Source organism: Bacillus cereus group sp. MS39, from assembly GCF_040448665.1.
In the GTDB taxonomy this organism is placed as follows: domain Bacteria; phylum Bacillota; class Bacilli; order Bacillales; family Bacillaceae_G; genus Bacillus_A; species Bacillus_A wiedmannii.
On the sequence record NZ_CP123058.1, the window covers coordinates 1,080,555 to 1,103,024 of the forward strand.

Sequence of the window (22,470 nt, forward strand, 5' to 3'; positions counted from 1 at the left end):
TAATGTTTTTCAATTAATTGTATCAAATGTTTTTTACATACCAGTTTTTCATATAGCAGGAATAAAGAATGAGATAGGGAAGAAATATGTAAGAGGATTTCATAGAGAGAGGAGGCTGGATATGAAGCTTGTCTTTGTTCGGCACGGAGAAGGTGAACATACAAAGGATTTGCCGTCAAGTTTACAAGTGCTTCATCCGCCATTAACGGATGAGGGAAAGAATCAGGCTAAATTACTTCAATGCAATGTGCCATTACAAGAAACGGATATATTAATTGTTAGTCCTACACGTAGAACTTTACAAACAGCGGCAATATGGAGTGAGAAAGTAACTTGTCAAAAAATCGTCCACCCATATGTATCCCCACGTATTTTTCCTTATCGAGAAGGAGCGAAAACATTACCATGTGATGACATAGTAGATCAGGGGATAATAACAAATTTATTTCCACATTTTTCGATAGAGAAAAGTACAAATAAGCAGTTATGGACGGAAGGTATAAATACTATTTCAGAGAATAGCTTTCAGCAAATAGTAGATGAATTTCTTCTTTGGTGTTATGAGCTAGGTACGGAAAGAATTTGTATTGTATCTCACGACGGGACAATTACTGCGTATAGGCAATATTTGCAGAAAGTCGTGTTAACTAGATATGATTTTTTGCAAGAAACGGGTATATATGAAATGGAGGTAACCCATAAAAGTCTGATTGATGAAATCTAATGATAGGGTTGAGGGTATATGTTGAATGTTGCACTAGTAGTTGGCTTTAATTCCGATTTAGAGGCGCAATCAATTCGAGCATCGCTTGAATATTTTGGGGCAAAAGTTATAACATACTGGATTGGTAGACCGAAAGAGTTCATCGATATTCTTTCTGGAAAGAGTTTATATAATGATATTAATTATGTTGTCTTTTGCTTTCATGGTGAGGAAGGAAAGTTTGTCATGGAAGAGTTAGGTGAAGATATATATGAACAAGATGAACCGAGGGGATACTTTGGTGCAGCAGAAATTTATAAATATGCAAAATTGCATAATACACATATTGTAAATAGCGGGTGTACGTTAGGGGAGAGAAAACTAGCAGAATCTTTTTTACGTAGTGGGGCGAAATCGTATATTGCATCGATAGATTATGTAGATGGGAATGCAGCACTTATGTTTACAATACGCTTATTTTATGGGCTTATTAACCATGCAAAAACGTTAGAAGATGCTTTTCAAGAGGCAAAATTAATTGATGAGGAGACACGTACATTTCAATTCTATAAATAGTAAAAAACGCCTTTATTCTATATTCGAATAAAGGTGTTTCACATTTAACTCACATTTTTTTTACATTTTCTTCAATGAAAATGATTATCACCTATGGTATGATATGTTCAAGTTTTTACAGGTAAAAAAAGTTACTATATAAACGTTAGTTTTTAATGTTTCATACACATGTCACAAATTATTCGTAATTAACGTTTTATAAATAAGTAACTAATGTTATTATATTATCTGTAACTAACTTAATTACAACTTTAGGAGGAAGATATGGTTATTCAATTTTTAAGAGAAAACAAAGCAGTTTCTTTTGTGTTAGCAGTAATTCGAGTATATCTTGGTTACACATGGTTAATGGCTGGAATCGGTAAACTACAAGGAAAAGGATTCGATGCAACAGGTTATCTACAAGGTGCAATTGAAAAATCTAAAGGAGCACAACCGGCTGTTCAATCTTGGTGGGCATCATTTTTACAAGATTTCGCAATTCCAAACGTTGATCTATTTAATACACTTGTAACGTGGGGAGAAATTTTAGTTGGAATTGGTTTAATTATAGGCTGTTTAACAAAAACAGCGGTCTTTTTCGGTCTTGTAATGAACTTTTCCTATATGTTTAGTGGGTCAATTGGTGTCAATCCTGAAATGGTTATTCTATCAATGTTCGTTCTAGTTTCTGGTATGAATGCTGGTAAATTTGGAATAGATGGTTTCGTTATTCCGAAAGTACTAGGATCAAAAACTCAAAAACGCCAAAAGCAAGCTGCTTAATATATGAAAGCGGGTATCTCAAAATGAGATACCCGCTTATGTTATTTTTCAACTTTTATTGGATTGTTTTTAAAGAATTCTTTTACATAACCTACAAATTCTTGTGGCTCTTGACGAAATGGTGCATGATAACCTTTTTCGATAATATGGAAAGTACTATTTTTTAAGAATTGATGATACGTTTCTCCTTCTTTCCAAGAAACGCTACTATCATTTTTTCCCCATATAATTAAGGTTGGTTGTTTCAGTTCATTTGCATTGATTTGAAGACGTCTAGGCCATAATTTCATTTTATTGTAATGCTCTTCGTCATTACGTTTAAATTTCACTTTACTTTCATCATAATCTGCAACAGCAGAAACGGTATTTAAATCAGTCGACAACTGTGGTTTTGGTGAGCCTTGTTTATTAACGAATGTATGAGGACCACCTGTAGCATCAGTTAAAATAAGGTGGGTAACGGCTTCAGGATATAAATATGTTAAATTAAGAGAAATTTCTCCGCCCATTGAGTGTCCCAGTATTGCAAACGAATCATAACCTAGTTTTTTCATTAATTTATAATACAAATTTGCATGAGTTGGGAAAGAATAATAAAAATCCATCGGCTTAGATGAGCGCCCGAAGCCTAAAGCATCTACAGAAATAATTGTATGATCTTTTGCTAAATCTGAGTAAATCTTTTGAAAACCATCTGACGATCCTCCAAATCCATGGATCATAAGTAAAGGTGGCTTTTCATTACCAATCTTTTTAAAGTAAATGGTTTGCCCATCTATTTCTACCATTTTTTCCTCGGTAGCTAGTTTCGCTGTAAGTGTATTTTTAACTTGTTTTACTTGTTCTACTGGCTTTTCTGCTGCACTACATCCTACTAATAGTGTAAGAGTAAGACAACCTACCATAAAATAGCTAAATCGCTTCAATGAGGTGTCCCCTTTCTAACATAACGCTGTATCTATCATAGCAAATAGCATATTACGATTTCCAGGAAGTTGGCTACCACTTTTTATCATAAGAGGTGAAAGGAGCGTTTCTTGGAAACTTTCTGTTTGAAGAAATTGACGAAATGAAAATTGTGAATGTGGGACATCAATCCTTACTGTGCCATTCCAACATTCACAGATTCTCTTGAATAATTGAATAGCGTCCTGCTCTTGCTTTGCGATAAGTGGATTGACGCATAATATATTTCCTTTTTGTATACATAAGGAAAAAGCTTCTATACAGTTATTTCTCTCAATTTTAAAAGAGTGGCTTGTTCTTGGTAAGAGTAATGAATAAAGTAAAGAACGATTAGCGCCAGTTGTAATTTGATCGAGAGAAATAAGTGAGACAAGATCTTGTTCTTTCACTTGTTGCGTATGAGTAATATGTGTTTTAGTAGTTTGTTTCTCAAAACGATGAATCGTTGTTACTGTTTTAAATCCGCATGATGTATAAAGAGGCTCGCCAGCTTTTGTTGCAAGAAGTGCAATTGGTTGTTTTGGGAGAGTGTGTTCTAAGCAACGATTTAGCAAAATACGCCCGATGCCTCGGCCTTGAAAATTAGGATGAACGATTAACATGCCAATAGTAGAAAAACTATCTTTAAAAGGAAATACTCCTCCAGCTGCAATCAGTTTATTTTCATGCATATAACCAATAAGTGTGCCGAGAGAAAGATACATTTCGAATTGCTTTTTCATAAATGCTTTATCTTGTAACCATCCAATAGCTTTGCAAAGGTCGAGTAAATCAAAAATAAAAGATTCATCTAGCTTTATTGTTTTCATAAATACTCCCCACATTTCTATTAATTTTCATAAAAGTAGATTGAAAATGTTAAATAAGAGATTTACGTTAAATGAAATCCAACTTGTTTATATTTGGATTGTAAAGGCGAAGAATGTTGATACGAACAGACAAACTTATACAAATTATAACTGATATTTACATAAGTTAACAAAAAATTTACATATAACTAATTTTCTCTTAATAGTCTTCTATTAAATTTGATAGTGGGAAATGAATAACCTAATTAGGGGGACAATATAGTGAAAAAGTTTGTAAAAAAAGCATGGCCATTTGCAGTTGTGGCGTCGTTAGCTGTTACTTCGGTAGCAACATGGAATTTTACTCGTTCTAGTGAGGTTAATGCAGATGAGAGCGGAAGCAATGCAAAGATTAAAAATGTCATTGTATTAATTGGGGATGGTATGGGACCTTCATACATGACGGCTCATCGTTATATGAAAGATAATCCAAAAACTTTTGAGATGGAATCTACAGAGTTTGATAAGCATCTTGTAGGAACACAAAAAACATATCCGGAAGATGAACATGAAAATATCACAGACTCTGCATCAGCAGCAACAGCTATGTCAGCGGGAATTAAAACATATAATGCGGCAATTGCAGTTGATAATGATAAAGCAGAAGTGAAAACTGTTCTTGAACAAGCGAAAGAAAAAGGGAAATCAACAGGATTAGTTGCTACTTCTGAAATTACACATGCAACACCAGCTGCTTTCGGTGCGCATGACATTAGTCGTAAAAATATGGATGCAATTGCAAATGATTATTTTGATGAAAAAATTAAAGGGAAGCATAAAGTAGATGTTATGCTTGGCGGCGGCGTAAAAAACTTTGTTAGAAAAGATCGTAATCTTACAGAAGAGTTTAAGAAATCTGGTTATAGCTACGTAACAGATCGAGATCAATTGTTAAATGATAAAAACGATCAAATTTTAGGTTTATTTGCACCAGGCGGTTTAGATAAAATGATTGACCGTAATGAGAAGACACCTTCATTAGAAGAAATGACAAATGCAGCAATTGAGCGTTTGAACAAAAATAAAAATGGTTTCTTCTTAATGGTTGAAGGAAGTCAAATCGACTGGGCTGGACACGATAATGATATCGTAGGTGCAATGAGTGAAATGGAAGACTTTGAAAAAGCATTTAAAGCAGCGATTGAGTTTGCGAAAAAAGATAAAAATACGTTAGTCGTTGCAACGGCAGACCACGCTACTGGCGGATTATCTTTAGGTGCGAATGGTGAGTATAACTTTAAAGTAGATCCAATTAAAGCTGCAAAACGTACACCAGACTTCATGGCAAATGAGATTGCAAAAGGTGCAAATGTAGAAGAGACATTGAAAAAATATATTGATTTACAATTAACACCAGAAGAAATTAAAGCGGTAAATGATATTGCTCCTTCAAAAGATGTAACAAAGATTGATAATGCGATTGAGGATATTTTCAATAAGCGTTCGGTTACAGGATGGACTACAGGTGGGCATACAGGGGAAGATGTAAACGTATATGCATTTGGCCCTGGTAAATACTTGTTCTCTGGCGTTCAAGAGAATACAAATATCGCTAAACGTGTCTTTGATATTGTTGGCGGTGGCGATCCGAATAAAGGAAGACGCTAATTATAAATGAAAGTGAGGCGAAATGCCTCACTTTTCTTTTTAGGAGATGGGAAGATGGGGGCTTTTTTCAGAGGGATAGGATCCCTTCTAATAGGTGTAGTATTGCTAGTTGGATGTCAATCCAAAGAGAATCAGATAGAAAAAAAATCTACTACTACAAAAGCTGAGGAAAAGGTACAAATAACGAAAGAAGAAGAGAAATCGATTCAAGATGTTATGGAGAAGTTTGTACGGACGACAAATGAAAAAAATCTTGCTGAACATATGGAGTTATTTTCAAAGAAGATGCCTAGTGCTGAAGACTTAAAAACACAAAAAGAAGCAGCTTTTCAAAAGGGAAATAAGAAAATCGAATTGGAACATATAGATATGAAAGCTAGTAAAGCAGGGTATGTTGTTGTTGAAACGAAGGAAAAAGAAATAGAGGGGGAGGTCACTCTTCAGAAGAACGTACAGTATGCGCTTGGAAAAGAAGAGGATGGATGGAAAATTGAAGAGGTTCGCATGATAGGGAAGAAATAAAGTGAAACTTTAATTAGGAAGTCTTACTACCCGTAAATAGCGAAATAAAAAAGGTTCTCATTGGAGAGAACCTTTTTTATAGTGGTAACAGAATTTGATTTGAACATGCTTCAATATCATCAATATCTTGGCGAATGGTTGCCATTTTATTATCAAGATCTTCAGCTTTCATTGCTGCATCGTGTAGTTCATCTTTTAAATACTCAGGTATTTTCCCTTCATATTTATAGTAAAGTTTATGTTCTAAACTTGCCCAAAAATCCATAGCAAGTGTACGTAACTGAATTTCTGCAAATACATCTTTTGTACCAGAATTCAGTGATAAAGGATATTTAATAATCATGTGTAAACTTTTATATCCGTTTCCCTTTGGATTAGCGATATAATCTTTTACTTCAATGATTTCCATATCTTCACGCTTTTGAATAACATTTTTTAAATGATAGATATCTTCTACGAAGCAACATGTAATACGAATGCCGATGATATCTTGTAAATGAGTTTGGGCATTTTCAACTGTTGGTAATAAATTTTTACGCTCAAGCTTTTTAATAATACTTTCAGGTTGTTTTAGTCTTGTTTTTATATGTTCAAACGGGTTGTAATCCTCTAAAAATTGAGCTTCCCGGTTCATAATTTCAAATTTAGTTTTTAACTCTTCTAAAGCAAATGTATATGGTAGTACAAAAGCTTTCCAATAGTTAACTGTTGATTGATTATATTCCATTTATATACACACCTTTTCCAATTTACAAGCGAGGTTGTTATTATACTAAATACCAAAGCATATAAGCGCAAGCAGCAAATGATGAGATCATAAAACGATATTTAGTTTTCATACTTTCAACTCCTTTCGAGTAAGATTCTATATAAATAAACGTGATTGTTAATAAGTTCACTATGTATAATTCTTATAGTAATAGATTCGTGTGAATTTCGTATGAACTAATTGTTTCAGCTTTTTGTCTTTTTTTGTGAAGCATCATTATTATCCATAACTTAAAGTGTTTTCATTTGATTTATTTTATTTATTTGATTGTATAAATTAATGTATATTTGAATTTATGGTTATTAAGGGGCTATAAGGTGAACTTTGAAGAATTAGCAATTGCTAGACGTTCTGCAATGAAATTTGTACAAGAAATAGAAATCCTTGATGAGGATTTTAAAAAATATTTGAGCTAACAAAGCTTTCTCCATCTTGTTACAATTTGCAACATACACATTATGTTGTAATTCGTGATCAAGAGCGCAAAGAAAGATTAAAAGAGTTAGCTTTTAGGCAGTATAAAGTATCAAGTGCATCTGCAGTAATACTTGTTTGTGGTGATAAGAGAGCATATCAAAATGTCGAAAATATTTATTTCGGTATGAAGGTTTTAAAGATGATTGATGAATGTGAGTATGAAGATGCAATTAGGCAAACGAAAGGGTTATATGAAGGAAAAGGAGAACGCTTCATGGAAGAGGAAGCGATTAGAAATGCTTCGTTAAGTGCGATGACTTTTATGTACGCAGCTAAATATTATGGCTATGATACGTGTCCAATGATCGGTTTTGATGAAAAAGCAGTACAAAGTGAATTAAATATGCCGGAGCATGTAGTGCCTGTTTTAATGATTACGATAGGAAAAAGTGATACTACTAAAACTCGCCCACGAGGATATCGAAAACCGATTAGTGAGTTTGTTACATACGAAACATTTTAATACAAGGTATAGATTACTTAAACAAAAGGGTTCTATTTAGATCCCTTTTGTTTTGCAATTGACAAATAGAATGAAGTTATATAATATATAAATCGTAATCATTACGTTTTAGTTTGCGATCTTTAAAAGAAAGGAGAATTACAAATGCGTGTAAATATTACATTAGCTTGTACCGAGTGCGGTGATCGTAATTATATTTCTAAAAAAAATAAACGAAACAATCCAGAGCGCATCGAACTAAAAAAATATTGTCCACGATTAAAGCGAGTAACGTTACATCGTGAAACGAAGTAGAAGACTAGAGATATCTCTAGTCTTTTTTTGTTTATATTTCTTTGGTTTTGTTTGTTATAATTACCTTAAATTGTAATAAAGGGAGCGGTATGATGAATCAAAAAGATAAAGAAAGAAAAGAGCAAGTGGCTCATATTATTAACATTTCAGATGATTATAGTCTTGTTGTAGATGATCAAGAAGGTGTGGATGACCCATATCATCTATTATGGTGGGAACATAAAGCGGATGAGGAGAGAACAATACAGATTACACTGAATAGACATACCGGTAATTTAATTGACTTTAGGATAGAGGAGGGAAATTCTATTTCGAGCGGCAAGGAAGCGATAGAGGAGAATAAAGCAAGAGAGATTGCAAATGTATTCTTAAAAAAATATATAAAAGAAGGATATGAATTTTATACATATGTAACTGTTAAGGATAATTGGCGCGGTTGGAAAGAAGTAAATTATATGCAAGAAGTGAATAGCTATCCATTGCCGAATACAGGGTGTGTCGTGCGAGTTCATCCTTCAGGTAATGTTGTGCATTTTCGTTATAATGGACAAAAAGCTATCGAGAAAAAACCGTTATGGCCAAGTGAAATTGTTGAGGAGAATGTCGTTTTAGAAAATTTGAAAGCTAGACAAAATATGAGACTTGTATTTGTAGATTTAACACACTCTTCATGTGAGTATGAAAATGGAGAAGAAGTAAAAGGGGACCATCTTGTATATGAACCAGAACCTAGTCATGCATCTATTAATGCAAGTACGGGAGAAGATTTATTTGGATCAGAACATTATAAATTACCGCCGACAGTAGCTGTTGAAAAAACAAAGAAAGGTAGCCGGCAAGGTGACATATTCGAATTATTTGGCTGGGATAAAGAAAGTTTTACAAAAGTAGATGAAACGGAAAATGATGATGAAATAAGGATGAAATTTGTTCTGAAAGAGGAATTACAAAAACAGAAAGAAGAACAGAATCCATATTTAATGAATGAATTCTTTAAGAAGCATTTACCGATGTTAAAATATAATAATTTAATTGGCATTACGGTTGATAAATTAACCAGTGAATTAATTGGTTTTATAAAACTGACAGAAGATAAAGAAGCAAAGCAAATACTGTCTAGAGAGGAATGTTTACAAAAAGCAATTCAATTTTTAGAGCGAGTGATTCCGGATATCACACAATATCTTTGCCTTTGGGAGGAACGTGAAGAAGCAGAAGATGGGATTGAAAGATTTAACTTTTCCGTATATGTGAATGGTATTCCGGCAGAGTATAAGCACTTTATGATCAACATCAATGCAGAAAATGGTGCAGTGATGCACTACTCTGGAGAGTCTAGCAAATTTATAAAAGAATTACTTGCATATGAAACAACACCAAAAGTAACAAAAGAAGAAGCGTTAGAAATATACAGAGAGGCTATCCGAGTTAAATTAGAATGGTCTATAGATCATGACGTAGAGGAAACGGTATATCAATTGCTGTATAAACAAACAACGGATGAAAATTATAAAGAATTCTTCGACTGTAGTCGAGAAATTCGTTATATTGATGCGCATACCGGGGAGAAAATTTGGAGTGAGTATTAGTAAAAGCCAATCGATACGTATCGACTGGCTTTTACTATGTTCTTAGAATCATTTATTAATTGCCGTTAAGTGGTTGAAGAATACCATCTTGAGCTTTTGACCAATCATATAGGTTTCCATCAGATCCCACTGCAAAATTTAGCGCACGTGAGTTCTCAGGAGATTCGCGTCCGTATAATACGTCGTATAGCTTAATACCATTTAATGTGCCAATTAGTTTGTCTTCACTGGAGCTGTAACGAATTTCATTTGAGCGAGCTCCCATTCTTTTTTCTAGAACTTTTATAGCATCTTCACTTGTGAATGTATTAGTATCAGTTTGTTTATTTGGTTGCTTAGCTGGTTGTTGCTCTTTTTGTGTGTTTTTAGATTCTGCTTCAGGTTTCGTATTATTTTCAGTTTTTGCATTGTTTTTAGTTGTTGTGCTGTTCTCAGCTTTTGCACTGTCTTTTGATACGGCAGTATCTTGTTTAGTAGCCTCAGCTTTTGTAGGAGACGTTTGTTGTCCACAGGCTGAAAGTAAGAAAAATGATGATGTGAGTATTACAAGGTTTCTGATTTGTGATGTAGCGTATCGCATGAAAACACCTCTTTCAAAATTTTGGAACTTAACATATTGTAATACATTGGAAAAAATATTCCAGGTATGAAAGACGTATTTCGTTCGACAAAAAGCTAAGGATTCCATATTTATATCGTACAGACACAAATAACCTCACGCCCACATACACATAGTAAAGACCACTATTTTGGCGGAGGTGAAAGGTTTGAGTCTATTCGCCGCAATTGGATATATGGTTCGAGAAGTGTTTGTCTTTGTTTCTTATGTGAAGAATAATGCGTTTCCGCAGCCGTTATCATCAGACGATGAGAGAAAGTACTTAGAGTTAATGGAGCAAGGTGATGCTCAAGCGAGAAATCTGTTAATTGAACATAATTTACGGCTTGTAGCTCATATCGTTAAAAAATTTGAAAACACAGGGGAAGATGCAGAAGATTTAATTTCAATTGGTACAATTGGGCTCATTAAAGCGATCGAGAGCTATTCGGCAGGAAAAGGCACAAAACTTGCGACGTATGCAGCACGATGTATTGAAAATGAAATTTTAATGCATTTACGTGTACTGAAAAAAACGAAAAAAGACGTTTCACTTCATGATCCAATCGGGCAAGATAAAGAGGGGAATGAAATATCGCTTATCGATATATTAAAATCAGAGTCTGAAGATGTAATTGATATGATTCAGCTTAGTATGGAGTTAGAAAAGATTAAAGAGTATATCGATATTTTAGACGAACGAGAGAAAGAAGTAATCGTGAAGCGTTTTGGACTGGGGCTTGATAAGGAGAAAACGCAACGAGAGATTGCGAAGGCACTTGGTATTTCCAGAAGCTACGTATCAAGAATTGAAAAGCGCGCTTTAATGAAAATGTTCCATGAATTTGTAAGAGCTGAGAAAGAGAAAAAAGCGAAAGAATAATGTACATTGCAAGCAGCCATATTTTAAAATGGGCTGCTTTTCTTTTTGTAAATAAGGAAAGAAAAAGAGTTGTGTTCAGAAGAAATCTATGTTCACTGTTGAAAATGACGGATTCTATCTGTAATATTAGAGGGTGCTAAACAATTTAAGAATAATACCATACTTAGTTTTCTGCATGTATAATGAAACAGTTCTATATGATATGTGGGAATAAGAACCAATTTTACATATGATATAGAAGGAAAAGAAGGGGAAGCTAAAGTTATAGACTGATTAGGAGGTTTCGCAATTTGCGACGTACATTATATCGACTTATGATCGAACTTACAAATGGTCGTTTTACTTCTTATATATTACGTAAATTTGCACAATCTCGTTTGAGCTCTATCATTATTCCATCGTATGCGAAAGTTTTTCAAATTAACCAAGATGAGATGGAAAAGGGTTTGAAGGAATATAGAACATTGCATGAATTATTTACGCGTAAGCTAAAAGAAGGAAAGCGTAGTGTTGATACAGATGCATCGAGTATCGTTAGTCCTGTTGATGGTGTTTTTGCTGATCACGGTCCTATTGAGGACACAAAAACATTTGATATTAAAGGTAAGCGTTATTCAATAGTGGATATGCTAGGTAATGAAGAACGTGCAAAGCGATATGCAGGTGGTACATACATGGTTATTTATTTAAGCCCAAGTCATTATCATCGTATTCATAGTCCGCTTTCTGGTTCTGTGACTGAAAGGTTTGTACTTGGTAGAAAGTCATATCCGGTAAATGCAGCTGGTATGGAATATGGGAAAGAGCCATTGTCAAAAAATTATCGCTCTGTTACAGAAGTAAATAGTGACGGTGAACATATGGCACTTGTAAAAGTAGGAGCTATGTTTGTTAATAGTATTGAGCTGTTGCATGAAAGAGACACTGTTCAAAAAGGTGAAGAAATGGCATACTTTACATTTGGCTCAACAGTTGTGTTATTGTTTGAAAAAGATATGATAGAAGTAGTGCAGGAATTGAAGAGTGGACAAGAGCTTCGTCTTGGTGAAAAAATTGCTACTCGTTCGGCTCATAAGTAAAGAAAACATTTTATAACTGTAAGCAAGAGTTATGGACAAAGATGCTTAATGATGAAATTCCCTAGATGGGAGTACTTGTTTATTCGAGAGCCATCGCAGGATGGCTCTTTTTACAAGTTAGCTCATTAAAATTTCACTTTATATGTAATCAAGACGATTTGACAAGCTTGTCCTCTAATGAGCGTCTAATCATTTCTTGTTTTATAAGTAAAATGAAGTCGGGATTTAATTTTAGTTCTTTTGCTTTATAATAAGACTCAGTGAGTAACTCAGTAGACAACTGTTCCATATATTTTGTTTTCAAGGTGAGTCACCTCCTAATAATTTAAGGATTGATTCGTTGTTGCATTTAATGTACCAAAAAAATATGACAGTCACAAACGAGTGGTTATCCACATACCTAGGTGGATAAAATGTGTATAGATTGTTAGTAAATTCCAAATTGGCTGAAAAATTAATGTGGAAAATGTGTACAATTTTATCCACAGGTCATATATCGAAATATGTTGTCGAAAAATTTTTATGAAAACTCCTCAAAGAGGTGAAAGAAATTGAAGCTATTTTTACCAAATGAATATGTGAAAAATGTATATCATGTTCAACCAGAAGATTTGAAAAAACGTGGAATTAAAGGTGTCATTACTGATTTAGATAACACGTTAATTGAATGGGATCGTCCAAATGCAACGCCACAACTTGAAGAATGGTTTTTGAAAATGAAAGAGCAAGGTATTCAAGTAACGGTCGTTTCAAATAATAATGAGCAACGTGTGAAAGACTTTGCTGATCCATTAGGTATTCCATTTATTCATAGTGCGCGTAAACCATTTGTTCGCGCGTTTAAGCGTGCGATACAAGAGATGCGTTTACAACCAGATGAAGTTGTAGTAATTGGAGATCAGTTACTAACGGATGTTTTAGGTGGAAACCGAGTGGGACTTCATACAATTTTAGTTGTACCGGTAGCACAAACGGACGGATTAGTAACGCGCTTTAATCGGAAAATTGAACGAAGAATTATGAGAAATATGAAGAAAAAAGGTTTAATTAACTGGGAGGAATAAAGTTTGACTGAAACAATTAAATGTATTGGTTGCGGTGTAGAAATTCAAACAGAAGATAAAAACGAAGTGGGATATGCTCCTACCTCATCTTTAGAGAAAGAACAAGTAATTTGTCAACGCTGTTTTCGCTTGAAACATTATAACGAAATTCAAGATGTATCATTAACAGATGATGACTTCCTACGTATTCTAAATGGAATTGGAAAATCGGATGCGTTAGTAGTTAAAATTGTAGATATTTTTGATTTTAATGGTAGCTGGTTACCTGGCCTACATCGTTTCGTGGGAAATAATAAAGTATTACTTGTTGGAAATAAAGCTGATTTAATTCCTAAGTCAGTAAAACATGATAAAGTAAAGCATTGGATGCGCTATAGTGCAAAGCAGCTAGGATTAAAGCCAGAAGATGTCTTTTTAATTAGTGCAGCAAAGGGGCAAGGGATTGCTGAGTTGGCAGATGCTATTGAGTATTACCGCGGCGGAAAAGATGTTTACGTTGTTGGATGTACGAATGTAGGAAAATCAACATTTATTAATCGTATGATTAAAGAATTTAGTGATGAGACTGAAAATGTAATTACAACATCTCATTTCCCAGGAACAACACTTGATTTAATTGATATTCCGTTAGACGAAGAATCTTCTTTATATGATACGCCAGGTATTATTAACCACCATCAAATGGCTCATTATGTTGGAAAAGAAAGCTTAAAGCTTATTACACCAACAAAAGAAATTAAGCCAATGGTGTTCCAATTAAATGAAGAACAAACACTATTCTTCAGTGGATTGGCACGTTTTGATTATGTAAGTGGTGGTCGTCGTGCATTTACTTGTCACTTCTCGAATCGTTTAACAATCCATCGTACAAAGCTTGAGAAAGCAGATGAATTGTATAAAAATCATGCTGGGGATTTACTAAGCCCGCCAACACCAGAAGAATTAGAAAATATGCCAGAGTTAGTGAAATACGAATTTAATATTCGTGAACCAAAAACGGATGTTGTATTCTCTGGATTAGGATGGGTTACGGTAAACGAATCGGGAGCAAAAATTGTTGCACACGTACCAAAAGGAGTAAGTGTTTCGCTACGTAAATCTTTAATTTAATATGGAGAGGGATTTATGAAACAATTATATGGTGTAATCGGAAATCCAATTGGACATTCATTATCGCCAGTTATGCATAACGATGCATTTGAACACTTGAATATGGATGCCCATTATCATGCATTTCTTGTTAAAGAGGAAGTGCTAGGGGAAGCAGTAAGAGGTTTAAAAGCATTAGGTATTTCAGGATTTAATGTAACAACGCCGCACAAAGTTGCTATTATGGATTATTTGGATGAGATTGACCCGCTAGCAAAACAAATTGGTGCAGTAAATACAGTGGTTCATAAGGATGGAAAATTGATTGGCTACAATACAGATGGAATTGGTTTTGTCCGAGCGCTGCAGTCAATTAGTAGTGAACCACTTCAGGAGAAACGTATTTTATTGCTTGGCGCAGGTGGTGCTAGTCGAGCTATTTATTTTTCTCTTGCTGATGTAGGTGTGAAAGAGATTGATGTAGCTAATCGTACAGCAGATAAGGCGAAAGAACTTATTGCTGCATGTACGGCTACTGTTAATTCTGTTGCTTTATCGCTAGAAAAAGCAACAGAAGAACAAGGAAATTATGATATTATCATTCAGACGACAACAATAGGTATGCATCCACGCGTCGAATATACGCCATTACAAATTTCTTCGTTAAAAAAAGGGACGATTGTATCAGATATAATTTATAATCCATTTGAAACGAAAATTTTATGTGAGGCAAAAGAGCAAGGTGCAATGATTCAAAATGGTATTGATATGTTTGTTTATCAAGGTGCACTTGCATTTGAAATGTGGACAGGGCGTGTACCGAATATCGATAGAATGAAACAATTAGTTATAAGAAAGCTTGGAGGCTAACATATATGTTAACAGGAAAACAAAAAAGATTTTTACGTGCACAAGCACATCATTTAACACCAATTTTTCAAGTAGGAAAAGGCGGAGTAAATGAAAATATGATTAAACAAATCGCAGATACTTTAGAAGTTCGTGAACTATTTAAAGTAAGTGTGCTACAAAACTGTGAATTCGATCGTCGTGAAGTTGCAGAAGAACTTGCAAAAGGCGCACGTGCTGAAATCGTTCAAGTAATTGGAAGTACAATCGTTTTATACAAAGAATCTAGAGAAAATAAACAAATTAAACTTCCGCGATCAAAAGAATAGCATATGCTATTTTTTATCGTTAGTGCGTAATGATGTAGAGAGCGAAACCAATTGAACTTTTATTAACAGTGAACTCTCTTCGGATAGGAATGAAGAGAGTTACTGTAGGTAAAAGGAAGGGGCGTTTCTTTTGAGAAAAATTGGCATCATTGGCGGTACATTTGATCCGCCACATTATGGGCATTTGCTAATTGCAAATGAAGTATATCACGCTTTGAATTTAGAAGAAGTATGGTTCTTACCGAACCAAATTCCACCGCATAAACAAGGACGGAATATTACAAGTGTAGAAAATCGCTTACAAATGTTAGAGCTTGCGACTGAGGCGGAGGAACATTTTTCTATTTGTTTAGAAGAGCTAAGCAGAAAGGGCCCATCTTATACGTATGACACTATGTTACAATTGACGAAGAAGTATCCGGATGTGCAGTTTCACTTTATTATTGGTGGAGATATGGTTGAGTATTTACCGAAGTGGTATAACATTGAAGCGTTACTCGATCTTGTGACGTTTGTTGGGGTTGCAAGACCTGGTTATACATTGCGTACGCCTTACCCTATCACCACTGTGGAAATTCCGGAGTTTGCAGTTTCTTCATCTTTAGTGCGTGAGAGATATAAAGAGAAGGGAACATGTAAATACTTACTTCCCGAAAAAGTACAGGTGTATATCGAGAGGAATGGGTTGTATGAATCGTGAGAAAGCACTTCATATTGTCAAACAACAAATGCATGAAAAACGTTATATACACACAATAGGTGTAATGGAGACAGCAATTGAACTTGCTAAGTTATACGGTGTGGATGAAAAAAAGGCTGAAGTTGCAGCTATATTCCATGATTATGCGAAGTGTAGAGCGATTTCTGAGATGGAAGAGATTATTAAAAGTGAAGATTTGCCGAAAGATTTACTTTGTTATAACAAAGAGTTATGGCATGCACCTGTTGGGGCATACTTAGTAGAAAAAGAAGTAGGCATTACGGATCCTGAAATCCTGCAAGCTATTACATATCATACAAGTGGTCATGAGAAAATGACGATGTTAGATAAAGTAATTTATGTAGCTGATTACATTGAGCCTGGGCGAAAGTTTCCAGGGGTGGAGGAAGCTCGTAAACTCGCATATACGGATATAAATCAAGCTTTATTATTTGCGTTAAAGCGAACAATTCAATTTTTAATGGAAAAAAATCAAACGATTTATCCATTAACATTCCAAACATACAACGCAGTTATCAAGGAGGAAATTAGTAAATGAAAGATAAAGAGTTATTAGTATTAGCAGCAAAAGCAGCTGATGATAAGAGAGCAGAAGATATGGTTGTCCTAAATATGCAAGGTATTTCACCAATTGCAGATTATTTCATTATTTGTCACGGTAACTCAGATAAGCAAGTGCAAGCAATTGCGCGTGAAATTAAATCAAAAGCACATGAGTTCCAAATCGACGTACAACGTATGGAAGGTTTTGACGAAGCACGCTGGGTACTAGTTGACCTTGGAGATGTAGTTGCTCATGTATTCCATAAAGATGAGCGTAATCACTATAATTTAGAGCGTCTTTGGGGCGATGTGCCACGTGAGGATATTACAGACGAGCTAGACCAATGAAATACGAACAATTTGCTTTGTTGTACGACGAACTAATGAATGATGTTCCTTATGATAAATGGGTGGAATTCACAGAGGAAAGTTTACAGCAAGCGGATATGAAAGAGGCGAAGATTCTTGATGTAGCATGCGGTACTGGTAATGTAACACTTCCGCTTGTACAAAAGGGTTACGATTTAATCGGTGTCGATCTTTCGGAAGAGATGTTAACGGTCGCTCAGCAAAAACTAGGCGGAGAAGGATACTTTATTCCTTTTTACCAACAAGACATGCGAGAGCTTGACGTTCCAGGTGAGTTTGACTGTGTAACGATCTTTTGTGATTCATTAAACTATGTATTGCAAGAAGATGGAGTGCAAGAAACATTTCGAAGAGTATTTCACCATTTACGTCAAGATGGTTTGTTTTTATTTGATGTACATTCTTTATATAAAATACATCATGTATTTCAAAATGAAACATACACAGTGAATGGAGAAGAAATATCTCTTATTTGGAATTGCTTCCCTGGTGAAGAATCAAATAGTGTAGAACATGATTTAACATTCTTTGTTCAAGACCCAGAAGAAGATGTGTACCATCGTTTTGACGAATGTCACGTGCAACGTGCATATCAGGTCGAAGAGTTAACGAAATGGCTTGAAGAAGCTGGTTTTACTGTGCTTCGCGTCACTGGTGATTTTGAGCGACTTGAAGTTACAGAACAAACAGAGCGTATTTTCTTCATGGCGAAGAAAAACGGATAAAACAAAAGCAACCGAGAAGGTTGCTTTTGTTTTGTAAAGAAGTTGTAATTTTAGTTCTAGCATAATAAGAAGATGATATACGTGAAGTGTGAAAATACTAGTTTAAGTGAAAATGTAATGTAAAAAAGTAAGTATTTATAAAAAGGATTTGGAATGACGATGACGTATTTATTATGTGTGTTTATTGAATTGCTGATCGACGCATTTTAAATCTTCATCAAATTTCTCGTGTGTCCGCTCAATTAATTTATGAAACATATCCCCAACATGTTCTTCTAAAACACGAATGCCTTCTCCTGTAACGCCGCCTTTAACACATACTTTTTCTTGTAAAGTAGGCAATGTGAAAATCTCTTTTTCAAGTAGTTTCCCCATTCCAACGACCATTTCACTTACTAAAGTAGTGGCTTCTTCATGTGTAATATTTGTTTTATCTACAGCAGCGTTAATGAAACATTGTAATAAATAACTAAAGAATGCAGGGCCGCAGCTTGCTATATCAGATGAAACGCGCGTTATATCTTCTTCTATCATAAGAGGAGTAGAAATGTTTTTGAATAGGCGAAATAGCTTTTGTTGCCACTCTTCAGAGCATTTACTTCCAAATGTAAATAGTGATGCGCCAGACAGGGCGCGGTTTGTAATGCTCGGAATGATACGTGCAATGTGGCAAGGTACAAGCGTCTCTAATTGTGACGGAGATATTGGACTTGTGATAGAAACTAAGCACTTTTCATCAGAAAAATGTTCAGCGTATTTTTGTAGGATCGGGTATATATCTATCGGCTTTACGCAAATAAAAATAAGATGTGATCGTTCGATTACCTCATCGATAGTTTTGGCTATATGAACAGAAGGGTGTTTTTCCTTTATATGATATGCTTTGGCGGGCGTTCGATTAATCATTGTAAGGCACGAAGGTTTGACAGCACGGGTTTCTAAAAATGCGTCGATTAGTATATTCCCCATGTTCCCTGTCCCTATAATTCCTATGTTCAATGTTTCATCCCTCCTTCGTAACAGCTTTCTCCTAAACAATATGAATGATGTTATAAATTTATGATTAGAGGTGTAAAATGATGTGGGATTTTCCAAAGAAATGGTTAGGATTAGTAGCTATTATTGGAACTGTACTTTTTCTTCTTTTTTGGAAAACGAACCAGCATACAGAGCGAACGGTCATTGCAACGGATGTTCAAGCGAAAGAGCTAGAGAAGAAAAGTAAACCGAAAATATCGGATACAAAGCAGCAGAAAAAAATAATTGTAATTGATATGAAAGGGGCTGTTGTTAAAGAGGGGGTGTATGAAATGAAAGAAGGGGACCGGGTCAAGGATGCTATTGAAAAGGCAGGTGGTTTTTTACCTGAGGCAGATAGGAAGAAGGTAAATTTAGCACAAATGGTACAAGACCAAATGATCCTTTATGTACCGAATGAAAACGAACAAGTGCAAGAGGTAGCTGCTATTGCAAAGGGGGAGGGGAAAGTTCAAATAAATGCAGCTTCTAAAGAACAACTTGAAAAAATTACAGGCATTGGTTCTCGGAAAGCAGAAAGTATTTTGAAATATCGAGAAGAACATGGTCCTTTTCAGAAAATAGAAGATTTGTTGGAGATTGATGGGATCGGTGTGAAGTCATTGGAAAGAATAAAAGATCAAATTATTATTCCGTAAAAGATTGACGAAGTTTTTCTTCATTCGCTACACTACAAGTAGACAAAAAAGTAGGTGAAAAATATGGAACGAATTTCATGGGATCAATATTTTATGACGCAAAGCCATCTGCTATCTTTACGTAGTACATGTACAAGGCTTGCAGTAGGAGCGACAATCGTTCGTGATAAACGAATTATTGCTGGTGGATATAATGGTTCAATTAAAGGTGGCGTACATTGTATAGATGATGGATGCTACGTTATTGATAATCATTGTGTTCGTACAATTCACGCAGAAATGAATGCTTTATTACAGTGTGCAAAATTCGGTGTGAAAACGGAGGAAGCGGAAATTTATGTTACGCATTTCCCTTGTTTACAATGCTGTAAGGCGATTATTCAAAGTGGTATTACAGCAGTTTATTATGCGCAGGATTATAAAAATCATCCATATGCCGTAGAGTTATTTGAAAAAGCGGATGTAACAGTGAAACACGTTCCGCTAGAATATAATATTGCAGCATTAGAGGATCAAAAGCGTCATATGGAGTTAAAAGAACTATTTGCATCTTTAGAAAAAGAAAACTTATCAATGGAAGAATTACAGCATGTATTCACGAAAGCAAAAATGATGCTATAAGGAGTGAGTATAGTTGTATGGACAATGGGGTTATGTTGCAATCTCATTTATCATAGGGATTGCAATTGCCTTTTCCACTTCAGTTTTATTGCTGACTTGTTGTCTCGTTTTGTATGTTTTCTATTGTTTATACCGTACTTCGCGTAAAACCTTCTTTTTTTGTATGTTAGCGTGTTTTAGTGGCGCTATGTACACTACGTATATTCAAGGGCAAAACAAGCCTCTAGGAGAGTCTTACGAAGTTACAAGGGGGCTAATACAAAATACACCTCTTATTAACGGGGATCGCCTAACATTTCAAGTTGAAGATCAGAATAAAAATATAGTGCAGTTAAGTTACAAAATTAAATCGGCCTTGGAAAAGAAACAACTGCGACAATTACATGCAGGAGTATCATGTGTATTCGAAGGTGAGAGGAAAGAACCACCAATAGCTCGGAACTTTCATGGTTTTAATTATCGTGATTATTTGTATAAGCAAAATATTCATTTCATATTGGAGGCTATACATATTTCTGAATGCCAAAAAACATCGTTGTCACTCGTGCAATGGATTCTTCTTTTGAGACAGCAATCAATCTCGGGCGTTACAGAAATGTTTCCGGAGCAATCAGGTGCTTTTATGAATGCATTAGTATTTGGTGATAGACAACAAATGACATTTGAAGTTGAAGAGCAATATCAGCAATTTGGTCTTGTACATTTGTTGGCGATTTCAGGATCGCATATCGTATTGTTAATGGTAATTGTGTATTTTATTTTGCTAAGAAGTGGTGTGACGAGGGAGATAGCGACAGTATGTCTTATCTTTTGCATTCCTCTATATATGATTTTAGCAGGAGAATCACCGTCTGTTATAAGAGCTTCTATAACAGGAGTTTTGATGTTGATTGCTTTCATATGTTCTATTCGTTTATCTAGCTTAGATGCTTTAAGCGTTACAGCTATATGTATGCTTATATTTGATCCGTATCTTGTTTTTAATATTGGCTTTCAGTTTTCGTTCGTTGGTAGTTTCGCCTTGCTTTTGTCAGCCCCGCTTTTACTAGATAGTAGCAATGGAGTAATCCGAAATTCCATTTATATCTCTTTTATTTCACAACTCGTTAGTACTCCGATTTTGTTATATCACTTCGGTTATTTTTCTCCATATAGTATTTTTCTTAATATCCTATACGTTCCGTTTTTATCTCTTATTGTATTGCCGTGTAGTATTATTGTTTTGGTATGTATACCAATCTTCCCGTTTCTTGCAAAAGGACTTGCGAATGTACTATCAATAGGTTTGAATCTTTCTAATGATTTTCTAAGTTATTGTGAAAATTTACCGTTTATCCGCCTTGTTTTCGGGCAAACACCTATACTTCTTGTAGCTCTATATTACGCGAGTATTGTTAGTATATTGATGGTTTGGGAAAGGCGGGTGTCGAAGAAAATTATGTTCGTAGCTTCGGGTATATTTCTTTTCGTTTGTACATGTCATTATGTATATCCGTATTTTCGAGAAAGTGGGAGTGTTACATTTCTTGATGTTGGACAGGGAGACGCAATTTTAATTCGCCTCCCGTACGATAAAGAGATTTACCTCATTGATACTGGTGGCACAATGCGTGCAAATAAGGAAGAATGGCAACGGAAAAAGCATGAATTTTCTGTTGGAAATGATATTTTAATCCCTTATTTACAAAAGGAAGGGATTAAAACAATTGATAAATTAATCGTAACGCATGGAGATGCGGATCATATAGGTGCTGCGCAAGAGTTATTATCAAATATAAGCGTAAAAGAAGTTGTATTTGGCCGAAAAGAACAAGATGCGGTATTAGAAAAAGTATTAAAGAAACAGGCATTAGAAAAGGAAGTGAAAATAAGTGAAGTGGGGGGAGGAGAGAGTTGGAGCGTAAATGAAGCGGAATTTTTTGTGTTAGCTCCAACAGGAAAAGCAAGAAGTGAAAATAATGCTTCAATCGTAATATGGGCAAAATTAGGAGGGGCAACGTGGCTGTTTACAGGTGATTTAGAAGAAGAAGGAGAGAAATTTTTAATAGCTACGTATCCAGATTTACGGGCGGATGTTTTAAAGGTTGCTCATCATGGGAGTAATACGTCATCTATAGTGCCTTTTTTGAGCGCTGTACAGCCTGATATAGCGATTATTTCTGTCGGTGAGCGTAATAGGTATGGGCATCCTCATAAGGAAGTGATAGAGCGTTTGGAGAAGATGGGGATTGAAATATGGCGTACGGATAAGCAAGGCGCTATTTCCTATGTTTTTAAAGTGGAACACGGAACCTTTCGTAGCAAAATCACATACGATGAAACACATAATAGATAAAAAAGAAGA

The 22,470-nt window shown here is 35.1% G+C and carries 26 protein-coding genes and 1 pseudogene; 21 read left to right on the top strand and 6 right to left on the bottom strand.

Features of this window, described 5'->3' with window-relative positions:
* Positions 1-121 precede the first annotated feature (121 nt).
* From QEP67_RS05610 to QEP67_RS05620, 3 genes are all read left to right on the top strand, one after another.
* Positions 122-724 (top strand): histidine phosphatase family protein, encoded by a 603-nt coding sequence (locus QEP67_RS05610; RefSeq protein ID WP_000779733.1) that lies wholly within the window; start codon positions 122-124, stop codon positions 722-724.
* 18 nt (positions 725-742) lie between these two features.
* Positions 743-1,279 (top strand): hypothetical protein, encoded by a 537-nt coding sequence (locus tag QEP67_RS05615; protein WP_000935627.1) that lies wholly within the window; start codon positions 743-745, stop codon positions 1,277-1,279.
* A gap of 264 nt (positions 1,280-1,543) precedes the next feature.
* Entirely contained in the window at positions 1,544-2,044 is a 501-nt protein-coding gene (locus QEP67_RS05620) for a DoxX family protein (protein ID WP_000236597.1), read from the top strand.
* Between the two features lie 41 nt (positions 2,045-2,085).
* Here QEP67_RS05620 and QEP67_RS05625 read toward each other — a convergent pair whose 3' ends face one another.
* Complete coding sequence (locus QEP67_RS05625) at positions 2,086-2,970, bottom strand: alpha/beta hydrolase (protein ID WP_000819824.1); 885 nt, start codon at positions 2,968-2,970, stop codon at positions 2,086-2,088.
* A gap of 15 nt (positions 2,971-2,985) precedes the next feature.
* Complete coding sequence (locus QEP67_RS05630) at positions 2,986-3,819, bottom strand: GNAT family N-acetyltransferase (RefSeq protein ID WP_000848976.1); 834 nt, start codon at positions 3,817-3,819, stop codon at positions 2,986-2,988.
* Positions 3,820-4,080: 261 nt separating this feature from the next.
* Between QEP67_RS05630 and QEP67_RS05635 the strand changes: the two genes are divergently transcribed.
* Positions 4,081-5,466: an alkaline phosphatase gene (locus tag QEP67_RS05635; protein WP_000714921.1), complete on the top strand. Its 1,386-nt coding sequence runs from the start codon at positions 4,081-4,083 to the stop codon at positions 5,464-5,466.
* Positions 5,467-5,520: 54 nt separating this feature from the next.
* Positions 5,521-5,988 (top strand): hypothetical protein, encoded by a 468-nt coding sequence (locus tag QEP67_RS05640; RefSeq protein ID WP_000500660.1) that lies wholly within the window; start codon positions 5,521-5,523, stop codon positions 5,986-5,988.
* A 76-nt stretch (positions 5,989-6,064) separates the two neighbouring features.
* Here the strand turns inward: QEP67_RS05640 and QEP67_RS05645 are convergent, their stop codons facing one another.
* A complete protein-coding gene (locus tag QEP67_RS05645) occupies positions 6,065-6,715 on the bottom strand; it encodes a GTP pyrophosphokinase family protein (RefSeq protein WP_000456222.1) in 651 nt (216 codons plus the stop codon).
* Positions 6,716-7,074: 359 nt separating this feature from the next.
* Between QEP67_RS05645 and QEP67_RS05650 the strand changes: the two are divergent.
* The 3 genes and pseudogenes from QEP67_RS05650 (at position 7,075) to QEP67_RS05660 (ending at position 9,580) form a co-directional block, all read left to right on the top strand.
* Positions 7,075-7,697: pseudogene (locus QEP67_RS05650) on the top strand (nitroreductase family protein).
* Positions 7,698-7,841: 144 nt separating this feature from the next.
* Positions 7,842-7,991, top strand: coding sequence for a 50S ribosomal protein L33 (gene rpmG / locus QEP67_RS05655; protein ID WP_001265617.1), 150 nt, complete (start codon positions 7,842-7,844; stop codon positions 7,989-7,991).
* A gap of 92 nt (positions 7,992-8,083) precedes the next feature.
* Positions 8,084-9,580, top strand: coding sequence for a YcdB/YcdC domain-containing protein (locus tag QEP67_RS05660; RefSeq protein WP_353706541.1), 1,497 nt, complete (start codon positions 8,084-8,086; stop codon positions 9,578-9,580).
* A gap of 55 nt (positions 9,581-9,635) precedes the next feature.
* On the opposite strand, the gene QEP67_RS05665 is transcribed toward QEP67_RS05660, so the two are convergent.
* Positions 9,636-10,160: a hypothetical protein gene (locus QEP67_RS05665; RefSeq protein WP_064459824.1), complete on the bottom strand. Its 525-nt coding sequence runs from the start codon at positions 10,158-10,160 to the stop codon at positions 9,636-9,638.
* A gap of 187 nt (positions 10,161-10,347) precedes the next feature.
* Here QEP67_RS05665 and sigK point away from each other — a divergent pair, with 187 nt between their 5' ends.
* On the top strand, positions 10,348-11,061 hold the full coding sequence (gene sigK, locus QEP67_RS05670) for an RNA polymerase sporulation sigma factor SigK (protein WP_000051382.1): 714 nt from the start codon (positions 10,348-10,350) through the stop codon (positions 11,059-11,061).
* 290 nt (positions 11,062-11,351) lie between these two features.
* Positions 11,352-12,140: a phosphatidylserine decarboxylase gene (locus tag QEP67_RS05675; RefSeq protein ID WP_001255007.1), complete on the top strand. Its 789-nt coding sequence runs from the start codon at positions 11,352-11,354 to the stop codon at positions 12,138-12,140.
* 148 nt (positions 12,141-12,288) lie between these two features.
* Here the strand turns inward: QEP67_RS05675 and QEP67_RS05680 are convergent, their stop codons facing one another.
* Positions 12,289-12,444, bottom strand: coding sequence for a sporulation histidine kinase inhibitor Sda (locus tag QEP67_RS05680; RefSeq protein ID WP_000853283.1), 156 nt, complete (start codon positions 12,442-12,444; stop codon positions 12,289-12,291).
* Positions 12,445-12,691: 247 nt separating this feature from the next.
* Here QEP67_RS05680 and QEP67_RS05685 point away from each other — a divergent pair, with 247 nt between their 5' ends.
* The 8 genes from QEP67_RS05685 (at position 12,692) to QEP67_RS05720 (ending at position 17,829) form a co-directional block, all read left to right on the top strand.
* Positions 12,692-13,204, top strand: a complete 513-nt coding sequence (locus QEP67_RS05685; RefSeq protein WP_000765310.1) for a YqeG family HAD IIIA-type phosphatase — start codon at positions 12,692-12,694, stop codon at positions 13,202-13,204.
* Between the two features lie 3 nt (positions 13,205-13,207).
* Positions 13,208-14,314 carry a ribosome biogenesis GTPase YqeH gene (yqeH, locus tag QEP67_RS05690; protein WP_000140797.1) on the top strand — a complete coding sequence of 369 codons (1,107 nt, stop codon included), beginning with the start codon at positions 13,208-13,210 and terminating at the stop codon, positions 14,312-14,314.
* 15 nt (positions 14,315-14,329) lie between these two features.
* The gene (aroE, locus tag QEP67_RS05695) at positions 14,330-15,163 is read left to right on the top strand and encodes a shikimate dehydrogenase (protein ID WP_000812092.1); all 834 of its coding nucleotides are present in this window, start codon (positions 14,330-14,332) and stop codon (positions 15,161-15,163) included.
* A gap of 5 nt (positions 15,164-15,168) precedes the next feature.
* Complete coding sequence (yhbY, locus tag QEP67_RS05700; RefSeq protein WP_000955225.1) at positions 15,169-15,471, top strand: ribosome assembly RNA-binding protein YhbY; 303 nt, start codon at positions 15,169-15,171, stop codon at positions 15,469-15,471.
* A gap of 130 nt (positions 15,472-15,601) precedes the next feature.
* Positions 15,602-16,171: a nicotinate-nucleotide adenylyltransferase gene (gene nadD / locus QEP67_RS05705; protein WP_001226042.1), complete on the top strand. Its 570-nt coding sequence runs from the start codon at positions 15,602-15,604 to the stop codon at positions 16,169-16,171.
* The gene (gene yqeK / locus QEP67_RS05710; RefSeq protein ID WP_001078363.1) at positions 16,161-16,730 is read left to right on the top strand and encodes a bis(5'-nucleosyl)-tetraphosphatase (symmetrical) YqeK; all 570 of its coding nucleotides are present in this window, start codon (positions 16,161-16,163) and stop codon (positions 16,728-16,730) included. Before nadD ends, yqeK begins: the two co-directional genes overlap by 11 nt.
* Entirely contained in the window at positions 16,727-17,083 is a 357-nt protein-coding gene (gene rsfS, locus QEP67_RS05715; protein WP_000653210.1) for a ribosome silencing factor, read from the top strand. The genes yqeK and rsfS overlap by 4 nt, the downstream gene beginning before the upstream one ends.
* Entirely contained in the window at positions 17,080-17,829 is a 750-nt protein-coding gene (locus QEP67_RS05720; RefSeq protein ID WP_000873069.1) for a class I SAM-dependent methyltransferase, read from the top strand. The genes rsfS and QEP67_RS05720 overlap by 4 nt, the downstream gene beginning before the upstream one ends.
* 171 nt (positions 17,830-18,000) lie before the next feature.
* Here the strand turns inward: QEP67_RS05720 and comER are convergent, their stop codons facing one another.
* Positions 18,001-18,828, bottom strand: a complete 828-nt coding sequence (gene comER, locus QEP67_RS05725; RefSeq protein WP_001020561.1) for a late competence protein ComER — start codon at positions 18,826-18,828, stop codon at positions 18,001-18,003.
* A 77-nt stretch (positions 18,829-18,905) separates the two neighbouring features.
* Between comER and QEP67_RS05730 the strand changes: the two genes are divergently transcribed.
* From QEP67_RS05730 to QEP67_RS05740, 3 genes are all read left to right on the top strand, one after another.
* On the top strand, positions 18,906-19,505 hold the full coding sequence (locus QEP67_RS05730; RefSeq protein WP_000989940.1) for a helix-hairpin-helix domain-containing protein: 600 nt from the start codon (positions 18,906-18,908) through the stop codon (positions 19,503-19,505).
* A gap of 63 nt (positions 19,506-19,568) precedes the next feature.
* Positions 19,569-20,126, top strand: coding sequence for a ComE operon protein 2 (locus QEP67_RS05735; RefSeq protein WP_000439780.1), 558 nt, complete (start codon positions 19,569-19,571; stop codon positions 20,124-20,126).
* A 13-nt stretch (positions 20,127-20,139) separates the two neighbouring features.
* On the top strand, positions 20,140-22,461 hold the full coding sequence (locus QEP67_RS05740; RefSeq protein WP_061672369.1) for a DNA internalization-related competence protein ComEC/Rec2: 2,322 nt from the start codon (positions 20,140-20,142) through the stop codon (positions 22,459-22,461).
* The last annotated feature ends 9 nt before the right edge of the window (positions 22,462-22,470 follow it).

Excerpts from the sequence above, each read along its gene's own strand:
- QEP67_RS05610 (WP_000779733.1), top strand. The coding sequence starts at position 122 with ATGAAGCTTGTCTTTGTTCGGCACGGAGAAGGTGAACATACAAAGGAT.
- QEP67_RS05615 (WP_000935627.1), top strand. The coding sequence starts at position 743 with ATGTTGAATGTTGCACTAGTAGTTGGCTTTAATTCCGATTTAGAGGCG.
- QEP67_RS05620 (WP_000236597.1), top strand. The coding sequence starts at position 1,544 with ATGGTTATTCAATTTTTAAGAGAAAACAAAGCAGTTTCTTTTGTGTTA.
- QEP67_RS05630 (WP_000848976.1), bottom strand. The coding sequence starts at position 3,819 with ATGAAAACAATAAAGCTAGATGAATCTTTTATTTTTGATTTACTCGAC.
- QEP67_RS05640 (WP_000500660.1), top strand. The coding sequence starts at position 5,521 with ATGGGGGCTTTTTTCAGAGGGATAGGATCCCTTCTAATAGGTGTAGTA.
- QEP67_RS05645 (WP_000456222.1), bottom strand. The coding sequence starts at position 6,715 with ATGGAATATAATCAATCAACAGTTAACTATTGGAAAGCTTTTGTACTA.
- rpmG (WP_001265617.1), top strand. The coding sequence starts at position 7,842 with ATGCGTGTAAATATTACATTAGCTTGTACCGAGTGCGGTGATCGTAAT.
- QEP67_RS05660 (WP_353706541.1), top strand. The coding sequence starts at position 8,084 with ATGAATCAAAAAGATAAAGAAAGAAAAGAGCAAGTGGCTCATATTATT.
- QEP67_RS05665 (WP_064459824.1), bottom strand. The coding sequence starts at position 10,160 with ATGCGATACGCTACATCACAAATCAGAAACCTTGTAATACTCACATCA.
- aroE (WP_000812092.1), top strand. The coding sequence starts at position 14,330 with ATGAAACAATTATATGGTGTAATCGGAAATCCAATTGGACATTCATTA.
- yhbY (WP_000955225.1), top strand. The coding sequence starts at position 15,169 with ATGTTAACAGGAAAACAAAAAAGATTTTTACGTGCACAAGCACATCAT.
- yqeK (WP_001078363.1), top strand. The coding sequence starts at position 16,161 with ATGAATCGTGAGAAAGCACTTCATATTGTCAAACAACAAATGCATGAA.
- rsfS (WP_000653210.1), top strand. The coding sequence starts at position 16,727 with ATGAAAGATAAAGAGTTATTAGTATTAGCAGCAAAAGCAGCTGATGAT.
- QEP67_RS05720 (WP_000873069.1), top strand. The coding sequence starts at position 17,080 with ATGAAATACGAACAATTTGCTTTGTTGTACGACGAACTAATGAATGAT.
- QEP67_RS05730 (WP_000989940.1), top strand. The coding sequence starts at position 18,906 with ATGATGTGGGATTTTCCAAAGAAATGGTTAGGATTAGTAGCTATTATT.
- QEP67_RS05735 (WP_000439780.1), top strand. The coding sequence starts at position 19,569 with ATGGAACGAATTTCATGGGATCAATATTTTATGACGCAAAGCCATCTG.